Here is a 20,918-nt window from a genome sequence, read left to right as displayed (position 1 = left end):
CTAAACGACAATGCGCTGATAGCTCGATCAACTGGTCACTGCCGGCTATCGGGCCGTTTTATCGTACGGAGCCCGTGACGGTCCGGTCAATATCTGGAACGGATTTGCGTTCGTTGCCGGCAAGTGCCGCGATGATCAGCAGGCTGGCAACGACCGGGACAAACAGGATGGCAACGCGGGCTTGCACATAAAAAATCGCGCGCCATTCATTGCGCTTGTCAGGGCTGTTGCTCATCATGCTCACTTTGTCAGACCCCCCGGAGCGGGACATAGCCGCGAACGGTTAAGCAACTCCTTACGACTTCGTTAATGGGCGGAATTGAGGCGGAGTTCTCGGTGACCCGCGCCTTCCTAGTTCGGGGCAGGCATGCGATTCTGCCGGGATGATTCGGGAGATCGAGACCGCGATGCTCTTTCGTACGACAGCACTTGCGGCTTTGGTCTTCACCACCTCGGCGCAGGCCGCCGACATGGCCTTCTTCATCAAGAACCTGCGCAAGGAAGCGGTTGCGGTCGAGCTGTTCAGCCGCGAACGCGAAACGGTCTGGCCGGGCAACGACAAGGTATTCCTGATCGACCCCGGCTCGCAGAAATCCGTGCCGCTGTCGTGCAATCAGGGCGAGCACATCTGCTACGGCGCCTGGGTCGATGGCAACGACAGCATTTCCGCCGGCGTCGGACCGGACAATGACCAGCCCTGCGACACCTGCTGCTTTATCTGCGTGGAGCACTCGACCGAGACGATCGACCTGGTGCCATAGGGGAGACGCACGCCGATATCCCCAAAATCAGTTCGGGAATTGTTGCAATCATCCCTTTAGCGATTCAATGCGGCATGCGATGGTTGCTCCGCGGCCGGATGGGCCGCTACTTCAGGGGGTTACCATGTTTTATACCTATGCGCGCCGCACGCTGGTCGCGCTTTCTCTCGTCATGGTGTTCGCGCCGGCGGCACATGCCGACGATGTCACCTTTGCCATCAAGAACAGCCATCCCAACGCCATGCGCGTCGAGCTCTACAGCCAGGACCGTGACTATGTCTGGCCGGGTGAGGACAAGGATTTCTACCTCGACGACGGCGAGACCAAGCAGCTGCCGATATCCTGCAACGCCGGCGAATCGATCTGCTACGGCGCCTGGGTCGATGGCGACGAGGGGACCTATTGGGGTGTCGGCCCCGGCAACAAGGAAAAATGCGAGGATTGCTGCTATACCTGCAGCGGCGGCGAAACCGAGGAGATCAATCTGGTCCCCTGACCGGTTTGCCAGCTTGACGGTCGTCCTGCCGGAGCCATAGACCAATTCCAGGAAAAGTGTGGAGCGGTTTTCCGTCCGGAATTGCGTCAAAAGAGAACCTGCACGAATACCCAGAGCGCGCCGCGCCGGTTGACGCGACGCGCTTCAGGCAGAAGGAGCACGGCAATGGCCGGTATGGTCGAAGGCGACAAGATCGACGTCGGGTTTTCCGGCAGGCGCTGCATCCATTCGCGAAACTGTGTGCTCGGCGATCCGCATGTCTTCGTGCCCAACGCTCCGGGCCAGTGGATTCATCCCGAGGCGGCAAGCGTCGAGAAGATCGTCGCCATCGCCGAAAGCTGCCCCTCGGGCGCCATCACCTACATCAGGAAGGATGGCGGGCCGCAGGAGCAGCCGCCGGTGGTCAACACCGTTCGGTTGCGGGAAAACGGCCCGCTGGCCGTGCACGCCGAGATCGTGCTCGACGGCGAAACGTTTTACCGCGCCACGCTGTGCCGCTGCGGCGCGTCCGAAAACAAGCCGTTCTGCGACGGCAGCCACAACAAATCAGGTTTTGCCGCCACCGGCGAACCGCCGCTGAAGGACACGCCGGCGCTCGAGGCGAGGAACGGCCCGCTGACGGTGACGCCGACCACCAACGGCCCGCTCAAGCTCGAAGGCAATGTCGAGATCGTCACCGGCACCGGCCACACGGTCGATCGTACCCGACGCACCTTCCTCTGCCGCTGTGGCCATTCCGCCAACAAGCCGTTTTGCGATGGTACGCACAAGAAGGTGGGGTTTGTCGGGTAGCCAGCGGGTAGTCGTTTTGGCTTACCCGCCAGGGCGGCGATCCTTCACACCCCCCTCTGTCCTGCCGGACAGAGGGGGGTGCTGTCCCGCTGACCTTGCTTGTTCCCGACAACAACCACGCCTGGTGGCCCAGCGCTCGCGGCTTTATTGCCCGCTCCGTATCGGCTAAGGGCAGGGGCACATAAATTCGCCAGCCGGACCGCCGCAAAAGATGATCACCAAGACCAAGCCAAGGCCACTGTTCCTCGGGATCGACACCGGCGGCACCTATACCGATGCCGTGCTGTGGTCCGAGACGGAAGGCAAGCAAGAGGGGCCCAACAAGGGCAAGGTGCTGGCCAAGGCCAAGGCGCTGACCACACGGCATGATCTGGCCGTCGGAATTTCCGGCGCCGTCGACGCGGTGCTGCTGAAGGCCGGCACCGATCCCGCCGCCATCAAGCTGGTTTCGATGTCGACGACGCTAGCCACCAACGCATTGGTCGAGGGCCAGGGCGGCCGCGTCGCGCTGGTGATGATCGGCTTTTCCGAGGGAGACCTCGCCCGCGACGGACTGAAAGCCGCACTCGGCACCGACCCGGTGGTTTTTTGCCCGGGCGGCCACGACGTGCACGGCAATGCCGCCAAGCTCAATCTGTCCGGGCTGGAAATGGCGCTGCCGGAACTCGGCGCCTCTGTGTCCGGCTTTGCCGTCTGCGCCTATTTCGCCACCCGCAATCCGGCGCACGAGATCGCCGCCCGCGAGCTGATCCGCGAAAAGACCGGCCTGCCGGTCACATCAAGCCACGAACTGTCTGCCAAGCTCGGCGGCCCTCGCCGGGCGCTGACCACGCTGCTCAACGCCAGGCTGATCTCGATGATCGACCGGCTGGTGGCGGCGACCGAAGGCTTCCTCGAGCAGCGCAACATCGCGGCACCGCTGATGGTGGTGCGTGGCGACGGCGCGCTGGTTTCGGCGGCGTTCGCCCGCCAGCGGCCGATCGAGACCATCCTCTCCGGCCCGGCCGCCAGCCTGGTCGGCGCCCGCCACATGACCGGGCTCGACAATGCCATGGTGTCCGACATCGGCGGCACCACCACCGACGTCGCCGTGCTCGACGGCGGCCGGCCGCGGCTCGATCCGGAAGGCGCCACCGTCGGCGGCTTCCGCACCATGGTCGAGGCCGTCGCCATGCGCACCTTCGGCCTCGGCGGCGATTCCGAAGTGACGCTGGAGGATGGCGCGCTCAACCCAAAAATACTGCTCGGACCGCGCCGCCTGGTGCCGCTGGCGCTGGCCGGCATGGCGCATGGCAATGCCGTCACATTGGAACTCGAACGTCAGCTGCGGGCGCCCAATCCCGGCCGCATGGACGGCCGCTTCGCGGTGCGCACCGGCGTGCCGGACCGGCTCGCCGCGGGACTGACCGGCGCCGAAGCCCGGCTCTACGAGATGATCGGTGCCACGCCGGTCGCCATCGACAGGCTTTTGACCTCGAACGCGCAGAACGCGACGCTGAACCGGCTGGTGTCGCGCGGGCTGGTGCATATCGCCGGCTTCACGCCGTCGGATGCCGCCCATGTGCTGGGCAAGCAGGCGAACTGGGATCCGGTCGCGGCTCGCCTCGGCGCCGAGCTGTTCGCCCGCAAACGCGACGGCCGTGGCCAGCCGATCGCCGCTTCGCCGGAAGCGATCTCGGAGCGCGTGCTGGTGACGCTGACGCGCTGGTCGGCCGAATATATTCTCGAAACCGCCTTTGCCGAGGACGGCCTCGACGGGGCGTCGACGGTGGCGCACGCGCTGGTCCAGCGCGCCGTCGACGCGCATCCCGGCATCGCTCGCCTGAGCGTCGCACTCGACCGCCCGGTCATCGGCCTCGGCGCCTCGGCGCCGCTGCACTATGCGGGGCTACCGCCCTTGATCGGCAATGAGTGCGTGGTGCCGGAAGATACCGATGTCGCCAATGCGCTCGGCGCCGTCGTCGGTCAGGTCAGGGTGTCGGCCGAGGCGCGGGTCAGCCAGCCCAAGGAAGGGCTGTTTCGTCTCGCCTCGGGTGAAACCGTGCGCGATTTCCTCGACGAGGCGGCGGCGATCGCGGCGGCCGAGGCCGATGTCCGCGCCATCGTCGCGGAGCGCGCGAAGGAAGCCGGCACCGACAGCGCCGAAATCGACGTCGCAACCGAATTCCGCGTCTCGACCGTCGAAGCCCAGCGCATGTTCATCGAGGCGCATGTGGTGGCGGTGGCGTCTGGGCGGCCAAGGATTGCGGTGTGACCGCGTAATCTCCCCCCTTGAGGGGGAGATGTCGCCGAAGGCGACAGAGGGGGTCGGTCCGACCGGGCGCGATCTTCAGCCAGAGACGAGGTTGGCGCTCCACGCGCGGCGACCCCCTCTGGCCTGCCGGCCATCTCCCCTCGATGGGCCCTCGACCGGAGAGATTGGCAGCTGCGCCGGCCGCTTAAATACGCCACCTTCACCCTAAGCTGAATTGACCCTGCCACCCTGACATGCCAAAGGCCCGCAAAGCCTTTCATCTGGAGTAGCCTGATGACCGATCGCAGCGAGATCGCCGGATTGCGGATCGCCCGCGAGCTGCATGAGTTCGTGGCCAAGGAAGCGCTGCCCGGCACCGGCATCGAAGCGGACGCCTTCTGGAACGGGTTTTCAGCCATCGTCCATGACCTGGCGCCGAAGAACCGGGTACTGCTCGAAAAACGCGACGCCATGCAGGAAAAGCTCGACGGCTGGTATCGCGAGAATGGCGCGCCCGTCGACATGGAGGCCTACAAGGGCTTCCTCAGGGAGATCGGCTATCTCCTCCCCGAAGGTCCGGCTTTCAGCGTGTCGACCGACAATGTCGACCCGGAAATCGCAGTCGTGGCCGGCCCGCAGCTGGTGGTGCCGGTGATGAATGCGCGTTATGCGCTGAACGCCGCCAATGCGCGCTGGGGCTCGCTCTACGACGCGCTCTACGGCACCGACGCGATCCCAGAGACGGACGGCGCCGAGAAGGGCGGGAAATTCAACCCGGCGCGCGGGGCCAAGGTCGTCGCCTGGACAAAGGGCTTTCTCGACGAGGCTGCCCCGCTCACCTCGGGCAAGTGGGCAGGCGTGAATGGCCTGTCGGTGGCCAATGGCGCGCTGAAGCTCGGCGCCGGTGCCGGCTCGACGACGCTTGCCGATCCCAAACAATTCGTCGGCTATCGTGGCGATGCCGCCAATCCGGGTGCCGTGCTGCTGGTCAGGAACGGCCTGCACATCGAGATCGTGATCGACCGCAACAACCAGATCGGCCGCACCGATCCGGCAGGCGTCGCCGATGTCATTCTGGAATCGGCGTTGACCACCATCCAGGATTGCGAGGATTCGGTCGCGGCGGTGGATGCGCAGGACAAGGTCGTCGTCTACCGCAACTGGCTCGGCCTGATGAAGGGCGACCTGGCGGAAGAGATCACCAAGGGCGGCAAGAGTTTTGTCCGCAGGCTCAATCCCGACCGCTCCTACACCGCGCCCGGCGGCGGCACGCTGACCGTGCCTGGCCGCTCGCTGATGCTGGTCAGGAATGTCGGTCACCTCATGACCAGCCCGGCAATCCTTGACCGCGACGGCAAGGAGGTGCCGGAAGGCATCATGGATGCGGCGATGACGGCGCTGATCGCGCTGCACGATGTCGGGCCTGAGGGGCGGCGGATGAACTCTCGCGCGGGCTCGATGTATGTCGTGAAACCCAAGATGCACGGGCCGGAGGAAGTCGCCTTCGCCGTCGAGATATTCGACCGTGTCGAGGCCCTGCTCGGCATGGCCAGGAACACCATCAAGATGGGCATCATGGACGAGGAACGGCGCACCACCGTCAACCTCAAGGAGGCCATCCGCGCCGCGAAAGAGCGCGTGGTGTTCATCAACACCGGCTTCCTCGACCGCACCGGCGACGAGATACACACCTCGATGGAAGCCGGCCCGATGATCCGCAAGGGCGACATGAAGCAGGCCGCCTGGATTTCCGCCTACGAGGCCTGGAATGTCGACACCGGGCTCGAATGCGGCCTAGCCGGCCGTGCCCAGATCGGCAAGGGCATGTGGGCGATGCCGGATCTGATGGCGGCGATGCTGGTCGAGAAGATCGCCCACCCCAAGGCCGGCGCCAACACCGCCTGGGTGCCGTCGCCGACGGCGGCGACGCTGCACGCCACCCACTACCACAAGGTCGATGTGCATGCCGTGCAGGCGGCGCTGAAGAGCCGGCCCAAGGCGAAGCTCGATGACATCCTGTCGGTGCCGGTGGCGGTTCGGCCGAACTGGACGCCGGACGAGATCCAGCGCGAACTCGACAACAACGCGCAAGGCATTCTCGGCTACGTCGTGCGCTGGATCGACCAGGGCGTCGGCTGTTCGAAAGTGCCAGACATCAACGATGTCGGGCTGATGGAAGACCGTGCCACGCTGCGCATCTCCTCGCAGCACATCGCCAACTGGCTGCGCCACCATGTCTGCTCGCGCATCCAGGTGATGGATGCCTTGCAGCGCATGGCGACCATCGTCGACCGGCAGAATGTCGGCGATCCGCTCTACCGCCCGATGGCGCCCGACTTCGACAACTCGATCGCCTTCCAGGCGGCCTGCGACCTCGTGTTCAAGGGCAGCAATCAGCCCAACGGCTACACCGAGCCGGTGCTGCACGCGCGACGGCTGGAATTGAAGGCGAAGCAGGGCTGAACAGGCACAAGCGGCGGCGAAATTGTCGTCGACGGTCTTGATCGGCTGGGGTTTTTCTTCTCGACCAGCGGCTGCTGCCGTCAATGGGCGGCAGGTCTTCGACCCTGCTGCCGGCCAGAGAGAAGGCCTTAGGAAGCTGTGTGGTCCAGGAGCCGAATGGTGGGATCGCGGCGGTATTCGGAGTTGACGCGATCGACGCCTTCCACCGTAATCGCGATCGTCCCGTTTTCCACTCTTGCTATCCAGCCTTTTGCTTTTAGATACCAGAGATGAAACTCGAGATGTTCTCGCGGACAGCCTGACAAGCGTTCGAGTTCTACATCTCCGATCCCAGGGTTGGTGACGTCGTGACGGCGCTTCGCGTAAAGCAGCGAGAGCAGTTTGGCCTGGATCACGACATCCCGCTCGATGCCTTTGGTGTTGCTGGCTTCCTCGGTCAACTCGCGGCGAAGGCCGGCGTGGTCTTTATACGCGATGTCATATTGAGCGCGCTTGACCGGATCCTTGAGCGTATTGTGGGCTTCCACGATTTCGCTGAAGCGCGCTTCATCGCCAGTCTGCTGATTGTCTGGATGATAGCGCATCGCAAAATAGCGGAATATGCGCTCCAGCGTCTCCGAGTTGGCGTTCGGGCTGACTTCCAAAACTTCGTAATAGTCTATGAACATAGCGGTACACCCTCTCCTGCCACCATATTCGTATTGTCTGAATAAGGAATGTCCAATGCAGCAGCCAAGGCTTTAGTCCGGCATCGACGACGGCCACGCTTCTGGACGAGGAAAAAAGGGCCGGCGCCCGTTCGGTGGGGGCCGTTGGGTGGTGAGGACGCCGGCCAAGCGGACAATCAGGTCCGCCGCACTGCAGAGATGGTCGATTCGTAAGGGAATGGTTATGGCGTGATCGCGGAAGGCAACGTGGCGTTCCCAACGCGACGAGGCGCGCACCTTGATCCCCTAAGCTTGCAAATTCGCTAAATTAGTGAAAACTTAACTAACAGGTGATCAACCGGGTGGCAAAACGATGTATTTTCCGCGGTTCCTGGTGGGCATGTCCGCCACCACAATCATCGTGGCGATCTGGGCCTACATTGAAGCCGGATCGGTCTGGGTGGCGTTCGGATGGGCCATTCTTGCAATGGTCGTGCTTCAGGTGGGATATTTCGGCCTCGTGGTTCACTTGATATTCAGGCGAGCACCGGAAGTGTCCGACGCCCGTGCGACGCCGGCAGACCCAACGTCACCGTTGATGTTGTGGCCCTGGTGAATGGTCGTTCGGCAGGGTTGGCTTGACGCGCCAACATGCTGCCGGATTTTCGACGGCAGGGACCAAAATCACAACCGCAAGCATAGCGATCGGCAGCCAGCAGCCTACGCGGCCTGCGCCATGCGCTCCGAACTCATACGGTAGGAAATTGCCTCCGCCAGGTGGATGCGGCCGACGGTTTCGCTGGCGTCGAGATCGGCCAGCGTGCGCGCCACCTTCAGCACCCGGTGGTAGGCCCGCGCCGAAAAGGCGAGCTTTTCGCTGGCGTCCTTGAGCAGCGAGAGGCCGGCGGCGTCGGGCATGGCGATCTCCTCGATGACCGAGGGCGAGCAATGCGCGTTGGTGGTGGCGCGGGTGGCGCCGAGCCGTTCGAAGCGCTCGCGCTGGATGGTGCGGGCGCGCGCCACGCGCAGCGCCACATCGGCACTTTTCTCCGCCCGGTCGGGCCGGATGAGATCGCTGGCCGAGACCGCCGGCACCTCGATCCGGAGATCGATGCGGTCGAGCAGCGGGCCCGAGATGCGCGCCTGGTAGTCGGTGCGGCAGCGCTCGCCGCGCAGGCAGCGATAGCCCGGCTCGCCAGCCATGCCGCAGCGGCACGGGTTCATCGCCGCGACCAGTTGAATGCGCGCCGGATAGGTGACGCGATGATTGGCGCGCGCGATCATGCAGTCGCCGGTCTCGAGCGGCTGGCGCAGCGCATCGAGCGTCTGCGGCGTGAATTCGGGAAACTCGTCGAGAAACAGCACTCCATGATGGGCGAGCGACACTTCGCCCGGCCGTGCGCGGATGCCACCGCCGACCATCGCCGCCATCGAGGCCGAATGGTGCGGCGCGCGGAACGGCCGCCGGTCGGTCAACTTGCCTTCGCCGAGTTCTCCCGCCACCGAGGCGATCATCGAGACCTCAAGCAATTCCTTCGGCGCCAGCGGCGGCAGGATCGACGGCAGCCGCTGCGCCAGCATCGATTTGCCCGAGCCGGGCGGCCCGATCATCAGAAGGTTATGACCCCCGGCCGCAGCCACTTCCAGCGCCCGCTTGGCGGTCTCCTGGCCCTTGATGTCGGCAAGGTCGGGCAGGTCGCGCGCCGCGGCGTGGATGCCGGCTTCCGGCCGCGACAGCACCTGCGTGCCGCGAAAATGATTGGCGATAGCGATCAGGCTGCGCGGCGCCAGAATGTCGATTTCCTTGCCTGCCCAGGCCGCTTCCGGCCCGCAGGCAAATGGGCAGATCAGGCCCTTGCCCTCTGCATTGGCGGCGATCGCCGCAGGCAAGGCGCCGGCGACCGCGGCAATCGTGCCGTCGAGCGACAATTCGCCGAGCACGACATAGCCGGCCAGCATGTCGCCGGGAATCGCGCCAAGGGCCGCCATCAGGCCGAGCGCGATCGGCAGGTCGTAATGGCTGCCCTCCTTCGGCAGGTCGGCGGGCGCCAGATTGACCGTGACCTTCTTCGACGGCATCGACAGGCCCGATGCATGCAGCGCCGCCTGCACCCGCTCGCGGCTTTCCGCCACCGCCTTGTCGCCAAGGCCGACTATATGCATGTTGACCTTGCCGGGCGCGATCATCACCTGCACGTCGACCGGCACGGCCTCGATGCCCTGGAAAGCGACCGTGCGAACCCGCGCCACCATTTTCCCACCCCGAATGTGGGCTTGCCCGAGCCCGCGCCATTAGGGCGTTAGAGCCCCTTTGGCGAGACAATCACAATTCCCCGGCCAAATCAAGAACATTACAGGAACACGTTAGCGCGTAGGTTGCAACCGAACAGAGCTCGGTTGCAAAATGAGGAACATGGTTAAGATCAAATGAAGACGGTTACTTCCGTCGCTTGTCCTCGACCGCGTCCCAGAACAGGCTGGCGATGTCGGCGCCGCCGAAGCGCTGCACTTCGCGCACGCCGGTCGGCGAGGTCACGTTGATCTCGGTCATGTAGTCGCCGATGACATCGATTCCGACCAGGATGAAGCCGCGCTCTTTCAGCGACGGCCCGATACGGGCGCAGATCTCGCGCTCGCGTTCCGTCAGCTCGGTCTTTTCGGCGCGGCCGCCGACATGCATGTTGGAGCGGGAATCGTGTTCGGCCGGCACCCGGTTGATGGCACCGACCGGTTCGCCGTCGATCAGGATGATGCGCTTGTCGCCCTTGCGAACGTCCTTCAGATAGCGCTGCACGATATAGGGCTCGCGGAACATCTGGCCGAACATTTCGAGCAGCGAGGCAAGGTTGCGGTCGGCCTCGTGCAGATGGAAGATGCCGGCGCCGCCATTGCCGTAGAGCGGCTTGATGATGATGTCGCCGAACTCCTTGCGGAAGGCGGCGACCTCAAGCGGATCCTTGGTGATCAGCGTGTCCGGCATCAGGTCGGCAAATTCGGTGACGAAGATCTTTTCCGGGCTGTTGCGCACCCAGGCCGGATCGTTGACGACCATCGTCTTGGGATGGATGCGTTCGAGGATATGCGTGGTGGTGATGTAGTTCATGTCGAAGGGCGGATCCTGCCTGAGCAGGATGACGTCCATCTCCGACAGATCGGTGCGCACCTTCTCGCCCAGCGAATAGTGGCTGCCCTTCTCGTCGCGCACCTGCATTTCCTCGATGCGGGCAAACACCTTGCCGTCGCGCAGCGACAGCCGCTCGGGCGTGTAGTGGAACAGTTGGTGGCCGCGCCGCTGCGCTTCCAGCGACAGCGCGAACGAGGTGTCGCCGGTGATCGACACGGTGGAGATGTGGTCCATCTGGACGGCGATTTTCAACTTCATGGCGGGTCTCCGGCGGACTCGGATGCGACTGTCTTGCCTGTACAGGCTCACCGTGCGTCTGCCAATCGCGACATTTCCAGGATTGGCATATGCAAGGCGCAAAGCCAGGCCGGCCCCGATCTTGCCGGCCACATGGAGACAAGGCGAGGCGCCGCGTCATCCAGCGGCGGGAAACGACTGAAGACGTGCGTGAAAACAAAGGTTTGACGCACCCCGTCTCGACCTTCCCGAAGGTCATGCGCTTTACCCGTGAAAAATCTATTTCGCGATACGTTTCCTAAAGGGTTTGCTGCCAGTCTCGAAATAAATTCCGACGTCACAAAACAGGGACACCGATGCAAACTTCGTTTGGCACCGGTCAGGCAAACAGGGAGAGCACGGATCTGGCATTCACAGATCCGTTGACCGGGCTTGGCAACCATCGCCGCTTCTTCGACAAGGTCGATCGCCTGATCAGCGACCGTGCCGACGACCCCGCGCCCTTCACCGTCGGCATCCTCGACCTGGACGGCTTCAAGCCGATCAACGACCTGTTCGGACACAAGGCCGGTGACGACATCCTGATCCAGGTGGCGATGCGGCTGCGCGCCTCGATGGACGACTATTCCACGGTCTGCCGCATCGGCGCCGACGAATACGCTTTTCTGTATCCGATGGTGTTCAGCGAGGAGGCGGCGGCTGAAAAATCCCGCATGCTGATCGAGATACTGTCGGCGCCCTATGATGTCGGCGAACGCACCGCCAGGCTCACGGCTTCGGTAGGCTGCTCGCTGTTCTATTCGGGTGACGAGACCACCGAGATCCTCATCAACAAGGCGGAAACGGCGCTCTATCACGCCAAGCGCTCCGGGCGTGGCCGCGTCGTCGTCTACACCCGCGAGATGGAAGAGGCGGCCAAGCGCGTCACCCGCATCGAACAGGCGCTGCGCCGCGCCGTCTCGGCCGGCGAGGTGGAGCCGCATTTCCAGCCGATCGTCGACCTCAACACGCGCCGCACCATCGGCTTCGAGACGCTGGCGCGTTGGACCGATCGCGACCTGGGCTCCGTGCCGCCCACCGTCTTCATCCCCATCGCCGAGGAGCGCGGCATCATCGGCCCGCTGTCGCAGCTGGTGCTGCGCAAGGCGACCGAGGCGGCCCGGAGCTGGCCGAAGGACCTGTTCCTGTCGTTCAACCTGTCGCCCTCGCAGCTCGTCGACCAGAATACCGGCCTGCATATACTGGCGATCCTCGAGCGAACCGGCTTCGATCCGCGCCGGCTGGAGATCGAGATCACCGAGACCGGCCTGATGAACGATCCTGCCTCGGCGGCGCAGATCGTCGAAGACCTGCGTCGCGTCGGCATCCGTGTCTCGCTCGACGATTTCGGCACCGGCCAGTCCTCGCTCGGCCGCTTGCGCGAATTCCATTTCGACAAGCTCAAGATCGATCGCGCCTTCGTCTCCTCCATTCTCAACGACCGTCCGTCGGAACACATCATCCGCGCCATTCTCGCCATGTGCGAGGGGCTCGGCATGGACGTCGTCGCCGAAGGCATCGAGCAGGAAGCACAGGCCGACCGTCTGGTCCAGTTCGGCTGCGCCGGCGGGCAAGGCTATCTGTTCGGCAAGCCGGTCGATGCCGACGCCACGCTAGGCTATCTCCGCGATTCTTTCCGCGGCGCCCTGCGCGCCAACGCGATCTGACCGGCGATCTCGAACCGCCGCCAATCCCGACGATGCCGCTGTCCGCAATCCAGTGCGGCGCATTGTCGTTTTGTCTGACATATGCCCAAAAATCCGACCGTTCGCCCTTGCCCACGCTGCTTGCGTGGCTAGGATGCGCGCCGGTCTGACTACAGCGCCGCGCGTCCTTCAGGACGTGCAAGGACGCTGTAGCACTTTATATTCGCGCATGATCCCTTTCCGAAAATCGGTCCGATTTCGGGGTCAGGCTGGGAGACGAGAGAGATGATGCCATCGGCGCATTTTGCCGACCTCGAAGGCGCCTCGGTGCTGATCACCGGCGGCGGCTCCGGAATTGGCGCGGCACTGACCGAGGGTTTTGTGCGCCAGGGCGCCAATGTCGCCTTCATCGACATCGCCGACGGGCCAAGCACGATACTTGTCGACCGCATCGAGAAAGAGTTCGGCAAACGGCCACTCTATCTCAAGACCGATCTGCGCGACGTCGAGGCCTTGCGGGCGTCGGCAGCCAGGGCGGCCGAGGCGCATGGCGATGTCACCGTGCTGGTCAACAATGCCGCGTGGGACGAACGCCACGCCGTCGAGGACGTGACGGTCGAATTCTGGGACAACAACCAGGCCATCAATCTGCGGCCGCATTTCTTCACTGCGCAAGCGGTGGCGCCCGGCATGAAGCGAGCCGGCGGCGGCTCGATCATCAACTTCACCTCGACATCCTATCTCATCAACCACCCCGACATGCCGTCCTACACGGCCGCCAAGGCCGGCATCCTCGGCCTCACCAAGGGGCTGGCCGGCAAGCTCGGCGTCGACGGCATCCGCGTCAACGCCATTGCGCCGGGCTGGGTGATCACCGAGCGGCAGAAAGAACTCTGGGTGACCGAACAGGCGCTTGCCGCCCATGTCGCCAAGCAGTGCATCAAGCAGGTCATGCAGCCGGACGACATCGTCGGCACCGTGCTGTTCCTCGCCTCGGACGCCTCGCGCATGCTGACCGCGCAGATGCTGATCGTCGATGGAGGTTTCCTGTGAGCCCTGGGTTTGCCAGCAACGCGCCGGCGGTAGCGGCCGTCGACTGGGGCACGACCCGCATGAGGGTCTGGCTGATCGACGGGCAAGGCAAGGTGCTAGCCGAACGCCGTGGCGACGATGGCCTGATCACTGCCCAGCAAAAGGGCTTTTCGACTATTCTCGAAGGGCATCTCGCGGCGATGGGAGCACCGGGAGCGCTGCCCGTCATCATCTGCGGCATGGCCGGGTCTCGCCAGGGCTGGCTTGAGGCGCCCTACGTCACCGTGCCAGCGCCGCTCAGTGCCATTCTCGGCGGCGCTGCCAAGGTGCCCGGCCAGAGCCGCGACATCCGCATCGTTCCTGGCCTCGCCCAGCGGCTGGCCGACGCGCCCGACGTCATGCGGGGCGAGGAAACGCAGCTCGCCGGCACCGGCCTGCCGGCCAAGGGACGCCAGCTGGTCTGCATGCCCGGCACCCATTCGAAATGGGTGCTGGTCGAGGACGGCGCCGTCGCCGGTTTCGGCACCTGGCCGACCGGCGAGCTGTTTTCCGTGCTTGCCGCGCACTCGATCCTGCGCCATTCGCTCGGCGAACATCCCAAGCCCGTCACATCAGGCAATCCGTTCTTCCGCCGCTGGTGCGAAACCGCATTGGGCGAAGGCGGCGATGTCACCTCGCGGCTGTTTTCCATCCGCGCCGCCGGCCTGCTGCAGGATCTGGAAGCCGACGATGCCGCGGCCTGCCTGTCCGGCCTTCTGATCGGTGGCGAGATCGCCTCGGCCAGCCGCCGTCATGGCGCCGGCGCGGAACCTGTCGTGCTGGTCGCCTCCGGTGCGCTCGCCACGCTTTACAGTGAAGCGCTCGGCCTTGCGGGGCTTGAAGTCCGGGCCGTCGATGCCGACGAAGCGGTGCGTGCCGGGCTCATTGAAGCCGCGCGCGAAAACGGCATGATCGACAGAATTGGAGCAGCCCGATGAGCCAGACCGCACCTTTCCCCAAGCTCAAGCGCGGCTTGGTCGCCATCCTGCGCGGGCTGAAACCGACCGAGGCGATCGCGATCGGCCAGGCACTGTTCGACGCCGGCATCGAGGCGATCGAAGTGCCGCTCAATTCACCGGAGCCGTTCTCTTCGATCGCCAGGATTGTCGAAGTCCTGCCGAAAAAGGCCCTGGTCGGCGCTGGCACGGTGCTGACGCCAGCTGATGTCGATAGCTTGCACATGGCTGGCGGGCGGCTGCTGGTCAGCCCCAACATCGATGCCGAGGTGATGGCGCGTGCGATGCACTATGGCATGGTGACGATGCCCGGCGTGTTCACGCCGACCGAGGCTTTCTTGGCGATCAAGCTTGGCGCCTCGGCCCTGAAATTCTTCCCGGCGAGCGTGCTCGGCGCCGTCGGTATTTCCGCGATGCGCGCGGTGTTGCCGGCGCAAACGGTGGTCGGCGCCGTCGGCGGCGTCTCCGAAAAAGACTTTGCCGGCTACAAGGCCGCGGGTGTGACGGCCTTTGGACTTGGCTCCAGCCTGTTCAAGCCGGGCATGAGTGTCGACGAGGTGGCCGCGCGGGCTCGGGCGGCGGTGACGGCCTGGGATGCAGCATTCGGCGGAGACGCATGATGAGCGAAGCGAGCGTGTCGGTTTTCTCCGATCATATCTGCCAGCTCGGCGAAGGTCCGAGCTACGACCCCGCCACCGATGCGCTGTTCTGGTTCGACATCGTCAACGGCCTTTTGCTGGAGCAGGGCGTCGCCTCCGGCGCGCTGAAGATCCATGAGCTTGGCCAGATGGCGAGCGCCATCGCCATCATCGACGACAAGCGCCAGCTGATCGCCACCGAGACCGGCCTTTTTGTCCGCGACGTCGCGACCGGCACCATGACGCTGCATACACCTGTTGAAGCCGACAATGCGCTGACGCGCTCCAACGATTCGCGTGTCCATCCCTGCGGCGCCTTCTGGGTCGGCACGATGGCCAAGGACGAGGCCAAGGGCGCGGGCTCGATCTACTGGTTCTCCAGGGGTGAGCTGCGCAAGCTGTTTTCCGACATCACCGTCTCCAACTCGATCTGCTTTTCGGAAGATGGCGCGCTCGCCTACTACACCGACACCTCGACCGGGTTGCTGATGCGGATCGCCTGCGATCCGGCGACCGGGCTGCCCATCGGCGAGCCGAAAATCTTCGTCGATCACCGCTTGTTCAAGGGTTATGTCGACGGCTCGGTCGTCGATCGAGACGGCGTGCTGTGGAATGCCGTCTGGGGCGGCAAGGCGGTCAAGGCCTATTCGCCTGAAGGCGCGCTGCTGCGCGAAATCCCGATGCCGGTGACGCAGCCATCCTGTCCGGCCTTCGTCGGCAAGAACGCCGACCGGCTGGCGATCACCTCGGCCTGGAAGGGCAAGGACGAGAAGCAGCGCCAGCTCGATCCGCAGGCGGGCATGACCTTCCTGCTCGACATCAAGGTCAACGGCCGCTTCGAGCCGCGCGTGCTGATCGCCTGAACTGCATTCCGCAGTCGGCCGATGTGCTGTCACGCAGGCGCCCGCGCCGTGTCGGTTTCGCGAGAGCCGATTGCCTTCACCGTGCGATGGTGGGCGATCGCATCGCCGGGAATTTGATCTCATGCCGAGCCGCAAGCCCAGACTGATCCTCGTCCATGAGCCGGAAAAGGCCTGCCTGGACCGTCTGGTCGCCGGCGGTCATGCACCGGAGCGTGCCACCGAAATCGCGTCCTATCTGGCGCAGTCGACCGATCTCGCCCCTGAATTCGACGCACTTGGCCGCGCCTGCCAGGCACGCGGCCTGTCGTTCACGCCGGTGGCACTCGACGAGGCCGCAAGCGCGCTCGCCGGCGAAGACCCCGGCACGACCCTGGTCTGGACGCTGACCGACGGCATCGCCTATTTCCGGGGCGGCGCGGCACCCGCTCTGGCGAGACTGGGCGGGTTCAAGACGATCGGCGCCGACGATGCGCTGTTTGCACTCTGCCAGGACAAGTTCCGCTCCGGTGCCGTGCTTGGCGCGCTCGGCCTGCCGGTGCCGCAAGCCGGGCTAGCGCGCGACGGCAAATGGCTGGTCGAGCCGCCGGCTGCGCCCGCCGGTTGGTTCGTCAAGCCCAACCGGCTTGGCGCCAAGATCGGCATCTGGCCGGATTCGCGCTGCAGCGACCTCGGCCACGCGCTGGAGCTCAGCCGGCGTGTGTTCGCCGCCTATCGCGATGATGTCGTCGTGCAGCCCTATGTCGCCGGCCGCAACGTGCGCGCCAGCTTCCTCGGCCTGGTGCCGGGCGCCGGCGTCGAAGCGCTTGGCGTCGCCTTTGTCGATTCAGGCGCGGATTTCCAGACAATGGCGGACAGCCTGGCGCTCTACGGCGACACCGGCGAGGCAGCGAAGGCGGCGGGACACTATGCCGAACCGGAACTCGTTGCGGTTGCCGACAGCCAGCCGGTCGCCGACGCCAGGATTCGCGCGATCGCCGAGCGGCTGATGAACGGGCTCGGCCTGCGCGACGTGTTTTCCATCGATGTCAGGGTCGAGGCCGACGACACCGTCCATCTCATCGAGTTCGAGGTCTGCCCCGGCCTGCCCTGCTTCGATTTTCGCGCCTATTGCCGCCAGCAATGGGGCCTCGAGCTTGTCGACGCCATGGCCGAAACCGCGGCAAGCCGGCTGATAGCCTAGATCGGGTCGAATCTCGGAAGCGTCGGACCTGAAGAACAATTTCGGTCGTTCGGCACTCAGCCGAACTACCTACGGCATTCGCTCGATTGCCTGCAAGGACGAGTCCATCGTGTCCCAGGCATGGCCGTGGACCGTGTAGGTGACCACCTGCGGATCGAACTGGCCAGGATCGTCAAGGCTGGCCGCGTGGACCGCTATCAGCTCCGGCATGGCGACGGATATCAGAAAGACCGGCGTTCCGCAGGTTGGACAGAAGGCGTGGATCTTTTCATTGCCGCTGGCGGCCGCCACCCGCCAAGTGCTCGCTTCGCCGGTGATTGCCATATCGGCGCGCTGGCCGAAGGTAAGATAGGAGCCGTGGCCCGTGCCGCTGCGCTTCTGGCAATCGTTGCATTGGCAGTGGTTCTGGAAGATGGGCTCGTCGCTGGTTTCGTAACGGATCGCGCCGCAAGCACAGCCGCCGGTATAGCGCTTGGTCATTGTGATTCTCTCGCTTGCGATCAGGCCGATTTCGGCTTGGCGAAAATGTCGATGCCACTGCCAGTTTCGAGGAAGGATTTCAGGCTGGACAGCACGGCCGGCCACCCTTGGCTGATGCCTTTCGCCATGCCGCTGCCGGCTTCGAGTTCGTCATGGGTGACGGTCAGCCGCACCATGGCGTCGTATTCCTCGATGCCGAACGTCACCCGGCTGTACTTCGACGGATCGTCGGCCTGCGAAGCGTTCGCCCAAGTGATGACGAGACGGGTCGGCGGCGAGATCTCGACGACCTTGCCGACGAGTTCGACGGTCCGTTCGTCATTGGCGCGGATATGTTCCCATTTCGAACCCGCCTTCCAATCGGAGACATTCTCGTGTCCCCAGTAGCGCCTTGCGATCTCGGGCTTGATTATGGCCTCGAACACCTTCTGCGGTGTCGAACGGATATAGGTCACGTAGACAAAGCTGGTCGTTTCCCTGGTCATTGATGGTCTCCTTCGAGTTCTTGTTTCAGGTCGTGCAGCAGGCTGAGCCGCTGCCGTTCGAATTTCCGCACCCAGCGCTCGTAGACTTCGTGCAGCGGTATGGGGTTGATGAAATGCAGCTTCTCGCGGCCACGCTTGACCGTGCTCACCAGATTGGCTGCCTCCAGCAGGTCGAGGTGCTGGGTGGCGGATTGTCTTGCCATGTCCAGGTGTTCGCAAAGCTGACCGAGCGTCTGCCCGTTCTGCTCACACAGAAGGTCAAGCAGCCTTCTGCGTGTCGGGTCGCCCAGCGCTTTGAAAACTTTGTCGGCGTCCATCGGCCTCACTCTGTGGTGGAGCCTATAATATGCAGGTAAATACCTGCATGTCAACTGGCAATTATCCGGCCTCGCAAGATTGGATGCGGGCTATTCGGACTCGGACGTTGATTGCGCGATGGGCCGCGCCGGCCATGTACCTGATGTCGGAGCCCTGCTTAGCGGCACCAAACTACGGACGTGAACCTGCAGGATTTCGTCTGAAGGCCTGCTATTAGCGCTGCAGCAGGGATTTGACAGGATGCCTATCGACCGCCGAGATTTCATCGTTCGTCGGTGGACCATCATAAGCATTCGAGATTGTCCGAAGCTTCCCAACTTCGTCATCCTAGGGCGAAGCAGGAGCGAAGCTCCGTCGCGGAGACCCTGGGATCCATGCCGCGACCTTGGCCGAAAATGCAGCGGAGCAGAATTCTACACCGCTGCAACGCTTTGAAGTCGCGGCATGGATCCTCGGGTCTGCGCTGCGTCGCTACGCTCCTTGCTTCGCCCGTGGATGACGAAGGCGCTGGGCGTTTGCGCCAATCGCCAAGGTATGCCCGCGATTCGTCAAAACTGCTCCAGGCGGATTTTAGGCGCCCTCGACCAGCACGATCTCGCCGTCGGCGACCTTCTGGCGGATGGCGGCGGCGCGCTGGTATTCCGGCGAGTGGTAGCAATCATGTGCGGCGGCGAGCGATTCGAACTCGATGATGACGTTGCGTGCGCGGCCCGGCCCTTCGGCCTTTTCATGTTCGCCACCGCGCGCCAGGAATTTCGCGCCGAAGCGCTCGAAGGCAGGCTTGGCGGCGGCGACATAGCCCTTGTAGCCTTCGGCGTCGCGTACATCGACGCGGGCGATCCAGTATCCCTTGGGCATTTGTTGTCTCCGAAGTCGTTCTTTTGGATTATGCGGCGCGCATTTCGTCAAGGATGGCTTCGGCCGCTGCGCGCCGGTCGCTTGCCGCGACGATAGGCCGGCCGACGACGAGGTGGCTGGCACCGTTGCGGATTGCCTGTCCCGGTGTCACGACGCGCTTCTGGTCGCCATGGTCGCTGCCGGCCGGCCGGATGCCGGGCGTCACCACCGCCATGTCGGGCCCGACGATGCGGCGCACCGCTTCGGCCTCCGCCGCCGAGCAGACGATGCCGCCCATGCCGGCATGCAGCGCCTGTTCCGAGCGCCGCAGCACCAGCGTATGCGGGTCGTACTCATAGCCGACGTCGATCATGTCCTGCTCGTCCATCGAGGTCAGCACACTGACGGCAAGCAGGCAAAGGTCGCTGCCGCGTGCTGCATCCACAGCCGCGGCCATCGCCTTGGGGTAGGCGTGGATGGTCAGCATGGTCATGCCCATCTTGACGATGTTCTCGACGCCCTTGGCCACCGTGTGGTCGATGTCGAGCAGCTTCATGTCCAGGAATATCCTCGTTCCGCCGCTGGCCAGTTCCCTGGCGAAGTCGAGCCCGCCAGCGAAGGCCAGCTGATAGCCGATCTTGTAAAACGAGACGACGCCATCGAGTTCGAGCACCGCCTGCTCGGCTTGCTTCACGGTCGGTACATCGAGGCCGACGATCAGTCTTTCTTGCATGGATTGGGCCTGCATCGTTCCGGCAATCATGTCTCGATCCGGGTGGACAGCATGCGCGAGGTTTCGATCAGCGTGCGGCATAGGTGCTCCATCGATTTATGCAGTCTTTCGTCACGGAAATGGCCGTCCTCGTCGAAGGCGTCGCCGCCCTCCGGCACCGAGCATTCCGGCGTCACCACCTCCATCTGGCAGCGCACCAGGACCGCGCGCAGATGGTTGATGCAGCGAATCCCGGCAAAGCGGCCCTTGGAGGACGAGCAGAGGCCGGCAACCTTGCCGGCCAGCGGCCGGACGGATCGGCCACCATCCCTGCGCACCCGACTCACCCAGTCGATCGTGTTCTTGAGCAGCGGTGGAATGGAGCCGTTATATTCGGGCGTGGCGATCAGCAGCCCGTCATGGGCGATAATGAAGCGGCCGAGTTTCACGGCGTTTTCGGGAACGCCTCTTTCCTTTTCCAGATCCTCGTCGAGGATCGGCAAGGGATAGTCGGCGAGCGAGATGCGGGTCACCTCGGCGCCTTGCATGGCGAGTTCCTTTTGCGCCACGTCGGCGGTCCTGCCGCTATAGGCGCCGCTGCGCACCGAGCCGGCGAAGACGAGGATTTTCGGGATCACTGCCATTGGCCACCCTTGTTCCCGGACAGGTACAGCCAAGGTTCGAGCAAATCAACGCGTTGGCGCCACAAAACGTTCGAGATTAGCAGAAGCCCCCGAACTTCGTCATCCCTGGGCGAAGCAGGAGCGAAGCTCCGTCGCGGAGACCCTGGGATCCATGCCGCGACGATGGTCGGAGAGTGCCGCGGTGCAGAATCTTGCGCCGTAGCGGCGCCCAAAAGTCGCGGCATGGCAACTGTGTTCATGCGAAAGCTTTTTTGTCTCGAATGATGGCGTTTAGGACGACGAGAAGCTTCCTTGCG

At 64.1% G+C, this 20,918-nt stretch carries 22 protein-coding genes; 12 read left to right on the top strand and 10 right to left on the bottom strand.

Going from position 1 to position 20,918, the window contains the following annotated elements; genetic code table 11:
- Nucleotides 1-58 precede the first annotated feature (58 nt).
- Complete coding sequence (locus tag NKH02_RS17660) at nucleotides 59-244, bottom strand: hypothetical protein (protein WP_352880417.1); 186 nt, start codon at nucleotides 242-244, stop codon at nucleotides 59-61.
- Between the two features lie 163 nt (nucleotides 245-407).
- Here NKH02_RS17660 and NKH02_RS17655 point away from each other — a divergent pair, with 163 nt between their 5' ends.
- The 5 genes from NKH02_RS17655 to NKH02_RS17635 all read left to right on the top strand — a co-directional run bounded on the left by NKH02_RS17655 (nucleotide 408) and on the right by NKH02_RS17635 (nucleotide 6,745).
- Complete coding sequence (locus NKH02_RS17655) at nucleotides 408-761, top strand: hypothetical protein (protein WP_352870297.1); 354 nt, start codon at nucleotides 408-410, stop codon at nucleotides 759-761.
- 124 nt (nucleotides 762-885) lie between these two features.
- Nucleotides 886-1,257, top strand: coding sequence for a hypothetical protein (locus NKH02_RS17650; protein ID WP_352880329.1), 372 nt, complete (start codon nucleotides 886-888; stop codon nucleotides 1,255-1,257).
- Between the two features lie 165 nt (nucleotides 1,258-1,422).
- Nucleotides 1,423-2,049 (top strand): CDGSH iron-sulfur domain-containing protein, encoded by a 627-nt coding sequence (locus tag NKH02_RS17645; RefSeq protein WP_352870295.1) that lies wholly within the window; start codon nucleotides 1,423-1,425, stop codon nucleotides 2,047-2,049.
- Nucleotides 2,050-2,260: 211 nt separating this feature from the next.
- Nucleotides 2,261-4,303 (top strand): hydantoinase/oxoprolinase N-terminal domain-containing protein, encoded by a 2,043-nt coding sequence (locus NKH02_RS17640; protein WP_352880327.1) that lies wholly within the window; start codon nucleotides 2,261-2,263, stop codon nucleotides 4,301-4,303.
- A 273-nt stretch (nucleotides 4,304-4,576) separates the two neighbouring features.
- Nucleotides 4,577-6,745, top strand: coding sequence for a malate synthase G (locus NKH02_RS17635; protein WP_352880326.1), 2,169 nt, complete (start codon nucleotides 4,577-4,579; stop codon nucleotides 6,743-6,745).
- Between the two features lie 128 nt (nucleotides 6,746-6,873).
- Here the strand turns inward: NKH02_RS17635 and NKH02_RS17630 are convergent, their stop codons facing one another.
- A complete protein-coding gene (locus NKH02_RS17630) occupies nucleotides 6,874-7,413 on the bottom strand; it encodes a DnaJ domain-containing protein (RefSeq protein ID WP_352870292.1) in 540 nt (179 codons plus the stop codon).
- Between the two features lie 352 nt (nucleotides 7,414-7,765).
- On the opposite strand from NKH02_RS17630, the gene NKH02_RS17625 reads away from it, so the two are divergent.
- Nucleotides 7,766-8,008 carry an exopolysaccharide production repressor protein gene (locus tag NKH02_RS17625; RefSeq protein WP_352870291.1) on the top strand — a complete coding sequence of 81 codons (243 nt, stop codon included), beginning with the start codon at nucleotides 7,766-7,768 and terminating at the stop codon, nucleotides 8,006-8,008.
- 104 nt (nucleotides 8,009-8,112) lie between these two features.
- Here NKH02_RS17625 and NKH02_RS17620 read toward each other — a convergent pair whose 3' ends face one another.
- Together NKH02_RS17620 and gshB are read right to left on the bottom strand one after the other, a co-directional pair.
- Nucleotides 8,113-9,645 (bottom strand): YifB family Mg chelatase-like AAA ATPase, encoded by a 1,533-nt coding sequence (locus NKH02_RS17620; RefSeq protein WP_352880324.1) that lies wholly within the window; start codon nucleotides 9,643-9,645, stop codon nucleotides 8,113-8,115.
- A gap of 184 nt (nucleotides 9,646-9,829) precedes the next feature.
- Nucleotides 9,830-10,774 (bottom strand): glutathione synthase, encoded by a 945-nt coding sequence (gene gshB / locus NKH02_RS17615; protein ID WP_352880323.1) that lies wholly within the window; start codon nucleotides 10,772-10,774, stop codon nucleotides 9,830-9,832.
- A gap of 335 nt (nucleotides 10,775-11,109) precedes the next feature.
- Here gshB and NKH02_RS17610 point away from each other — a divergent pair, with 335 nt between their 5' ends.
- The 6 genes from NKH02_RS17610 (at nucleotide 11,110) to NKH02_RS17585 (ending at nucleotide 17,146) form a co-directional block, all read left to right on the top strand.
- On the top strand, nucleotides 11,110-12,459 hold the full coding sequence (locus tag NKH02_RS17610) for a putative bifunctional diguanylate cyclase/phosphodiesterase (protein ID WP_352870288.1): 1,350 nt from the start codon (nucleotides 11,110-11,112) through the stop codon (nucleotides 12,457-12,459).
- Nucleotides 12,460-12,723: 264 nt separating this feature from the next.
- Nucleotides 12,724-13,491, top strand: a complete 768-nt coding sequence (locus NKH02_RS17605; protein WP_352880321.1) for an SDR family NAD(P)-dependent oxidoreductase — start codon at nucleotides 12,724-12,726, stop codon at nucleotides 13,489-13,491.
- Nucleotides 13,488-14,447, top strand: coding sequence for a 2-dehydro-3-deoxygalactonokinase (locus tag NKH02_RS17600; RefSeq protein WP_352880320.1), 960 nt, complete (start codon nucleotides 13,488-13,490; stop codon nucleotides 14,445-14,447). Before NKH02_RS17605 ends, NKH02_RS17600 begins: the two co-directional genes overlap by 4 nt.
- A complete protein-coding gene (locus NKH02_RS17595; protein WP_352870285.1) occupies nucleotides 14,444-15,085 on the top strand; it encodes a 2-dehydro-3-deoxy-6-phosphogalactonate aldolase in 642 nt (213 codons plus the stop codon). Before NKH02_RS17600 ends, NKH02_RS17595 begins: the two co-directional genes overlap by 4 nt.
- On the top strand, nucleotides 15,085-15,966 hold the full coding sequence (locus NKH02_RS17590; protein ID WP_352880318.1) for an SMP-30/gluconolactonase/LRE family protein: 882 nt from the start codon (nucleotides 15,085-15,087) through the stop codon (nucleotides 15,964-15,966). Before NKH02_RS17595 ends, NKH02_RS17590 begins: the two co-directional genes overlap by 1 nt.
- Before the next feature lie 121 nt (nucleotides 15,967-16,087).
- Nucleotides 16,088-17,146, top strand: a complete 1,059-nt coding sequence (locus NKH02_RS17585; protein WP_352880317.1) for a D-alanine--D-alanine ligase family protein — start codon at nucleotides 16,088-16,090, stop codon at nucleotides 17,144-17,146.
- Nucleotides 17,147-17,215: 69 nt separating this feature from the next.
- Here the strand turns inward: NKH02_RS17585 and NKH02_RS17580 are convergent, their stop codons facing one another.
- The 6 genes from NKH02_RS17580 to NKH02_RS17555 form a co-directional block, all read right to left on the bottom strand.
- On the bottom strand, nucleotides 17,216-17,626 hold the full coding sequence (locus tag NKH02_RS17580) for a GFA family protein (RefSeq protein ID WP_352880315.1): 411 nt from the start codon (nucleotides 17,624-17,626) through the stop codon (nucleotides 17,216-17,218).
- A 20-nt stretch (nucleotides 17,627-17,646) separates the two neighbouring features.
- Nucleotides 17,647-18,111, bottom strand: a complete 465-nt coding sequence (locus tag NKH02_RS17575; RefSeq protein ID WP_352880313.1) for an SRPBCC family protein — start codon at nucleotides 18,109-18,111, stop codon at nucleotides 17,647-17,649.
- Nucleotides 18,108-18,428: an ArsR/SmtB family transcription factor gene (locus NKH02_RS17570; RefSeq protein ID WP_352870280.1), complete on the bottom strand. Its 321-nt coding sequence runs from the start codon at nucleotides 18,426-18,428 to the stop codon at nucleotides 18,108-18,110. Before NKH02_RS17570 ends, NKH02_RS17575 begins: the two co-directional genes overlap by 4 nt.
- A 571-nt stretch (nucleotides 18,429-18,999) precedes the next feature.
- Nucleotides 19,000-19,287, bottom strand: a complete 288-nt coding sequence (locus NKH02_RS17565; protein ID WP_352880311.1) for a DUF1330 domain-containing protein — start codon at nucleotides 19,285-19,287, stop codon at nucleotides 19,000-19,002.
- Between the two features lie 28 nt (nucleotides 19,288-19,315).
- On the bottom strand, nucleotides 19,316-20,029 hold the full coding sequence (pyrF, locus tag NKH02_RS17560) for an orotidine-5'-phosphate decarboxylase (RefSeq protein WP_352880309.1): 714 nt from the start codon (nucleotides 20,027-20,029) through the stop codon (nucleotides 19,316-19,318).
- On the bottom strand, nucleotides 20,026-20,622 hold the full coding sequence (locus tag NKH02_RS17555; protein ID WP_352880307.1) for an NADPH-dependent FMN reductase: 597 nt from the start codon (nucleotides 20,620-20,622) through the stop codon (nucleotides 20,026-20,028). Before NKH02_RS17555 ends, pyrF begins: the two co-directional genes overlap by 4 nt.
- Nucleotides 20,623-20,918: the final 296 nt, after the last annotated feature.

The organism is Mesorhizobium sp. M1396 (assembly GCF_040317725.1).
In the GTDB taxonomy this organism is placed as follows: Bacteria; Pseudomonadota; Alphaproteobacteria; order Rhizobiales; family Rhizobiaceae; genus Mesorhizobium.
Note: the sequence above shows the minus strand (reverse complement) of the source record. Positions and strands in the feature narration are given on the sequence as shown.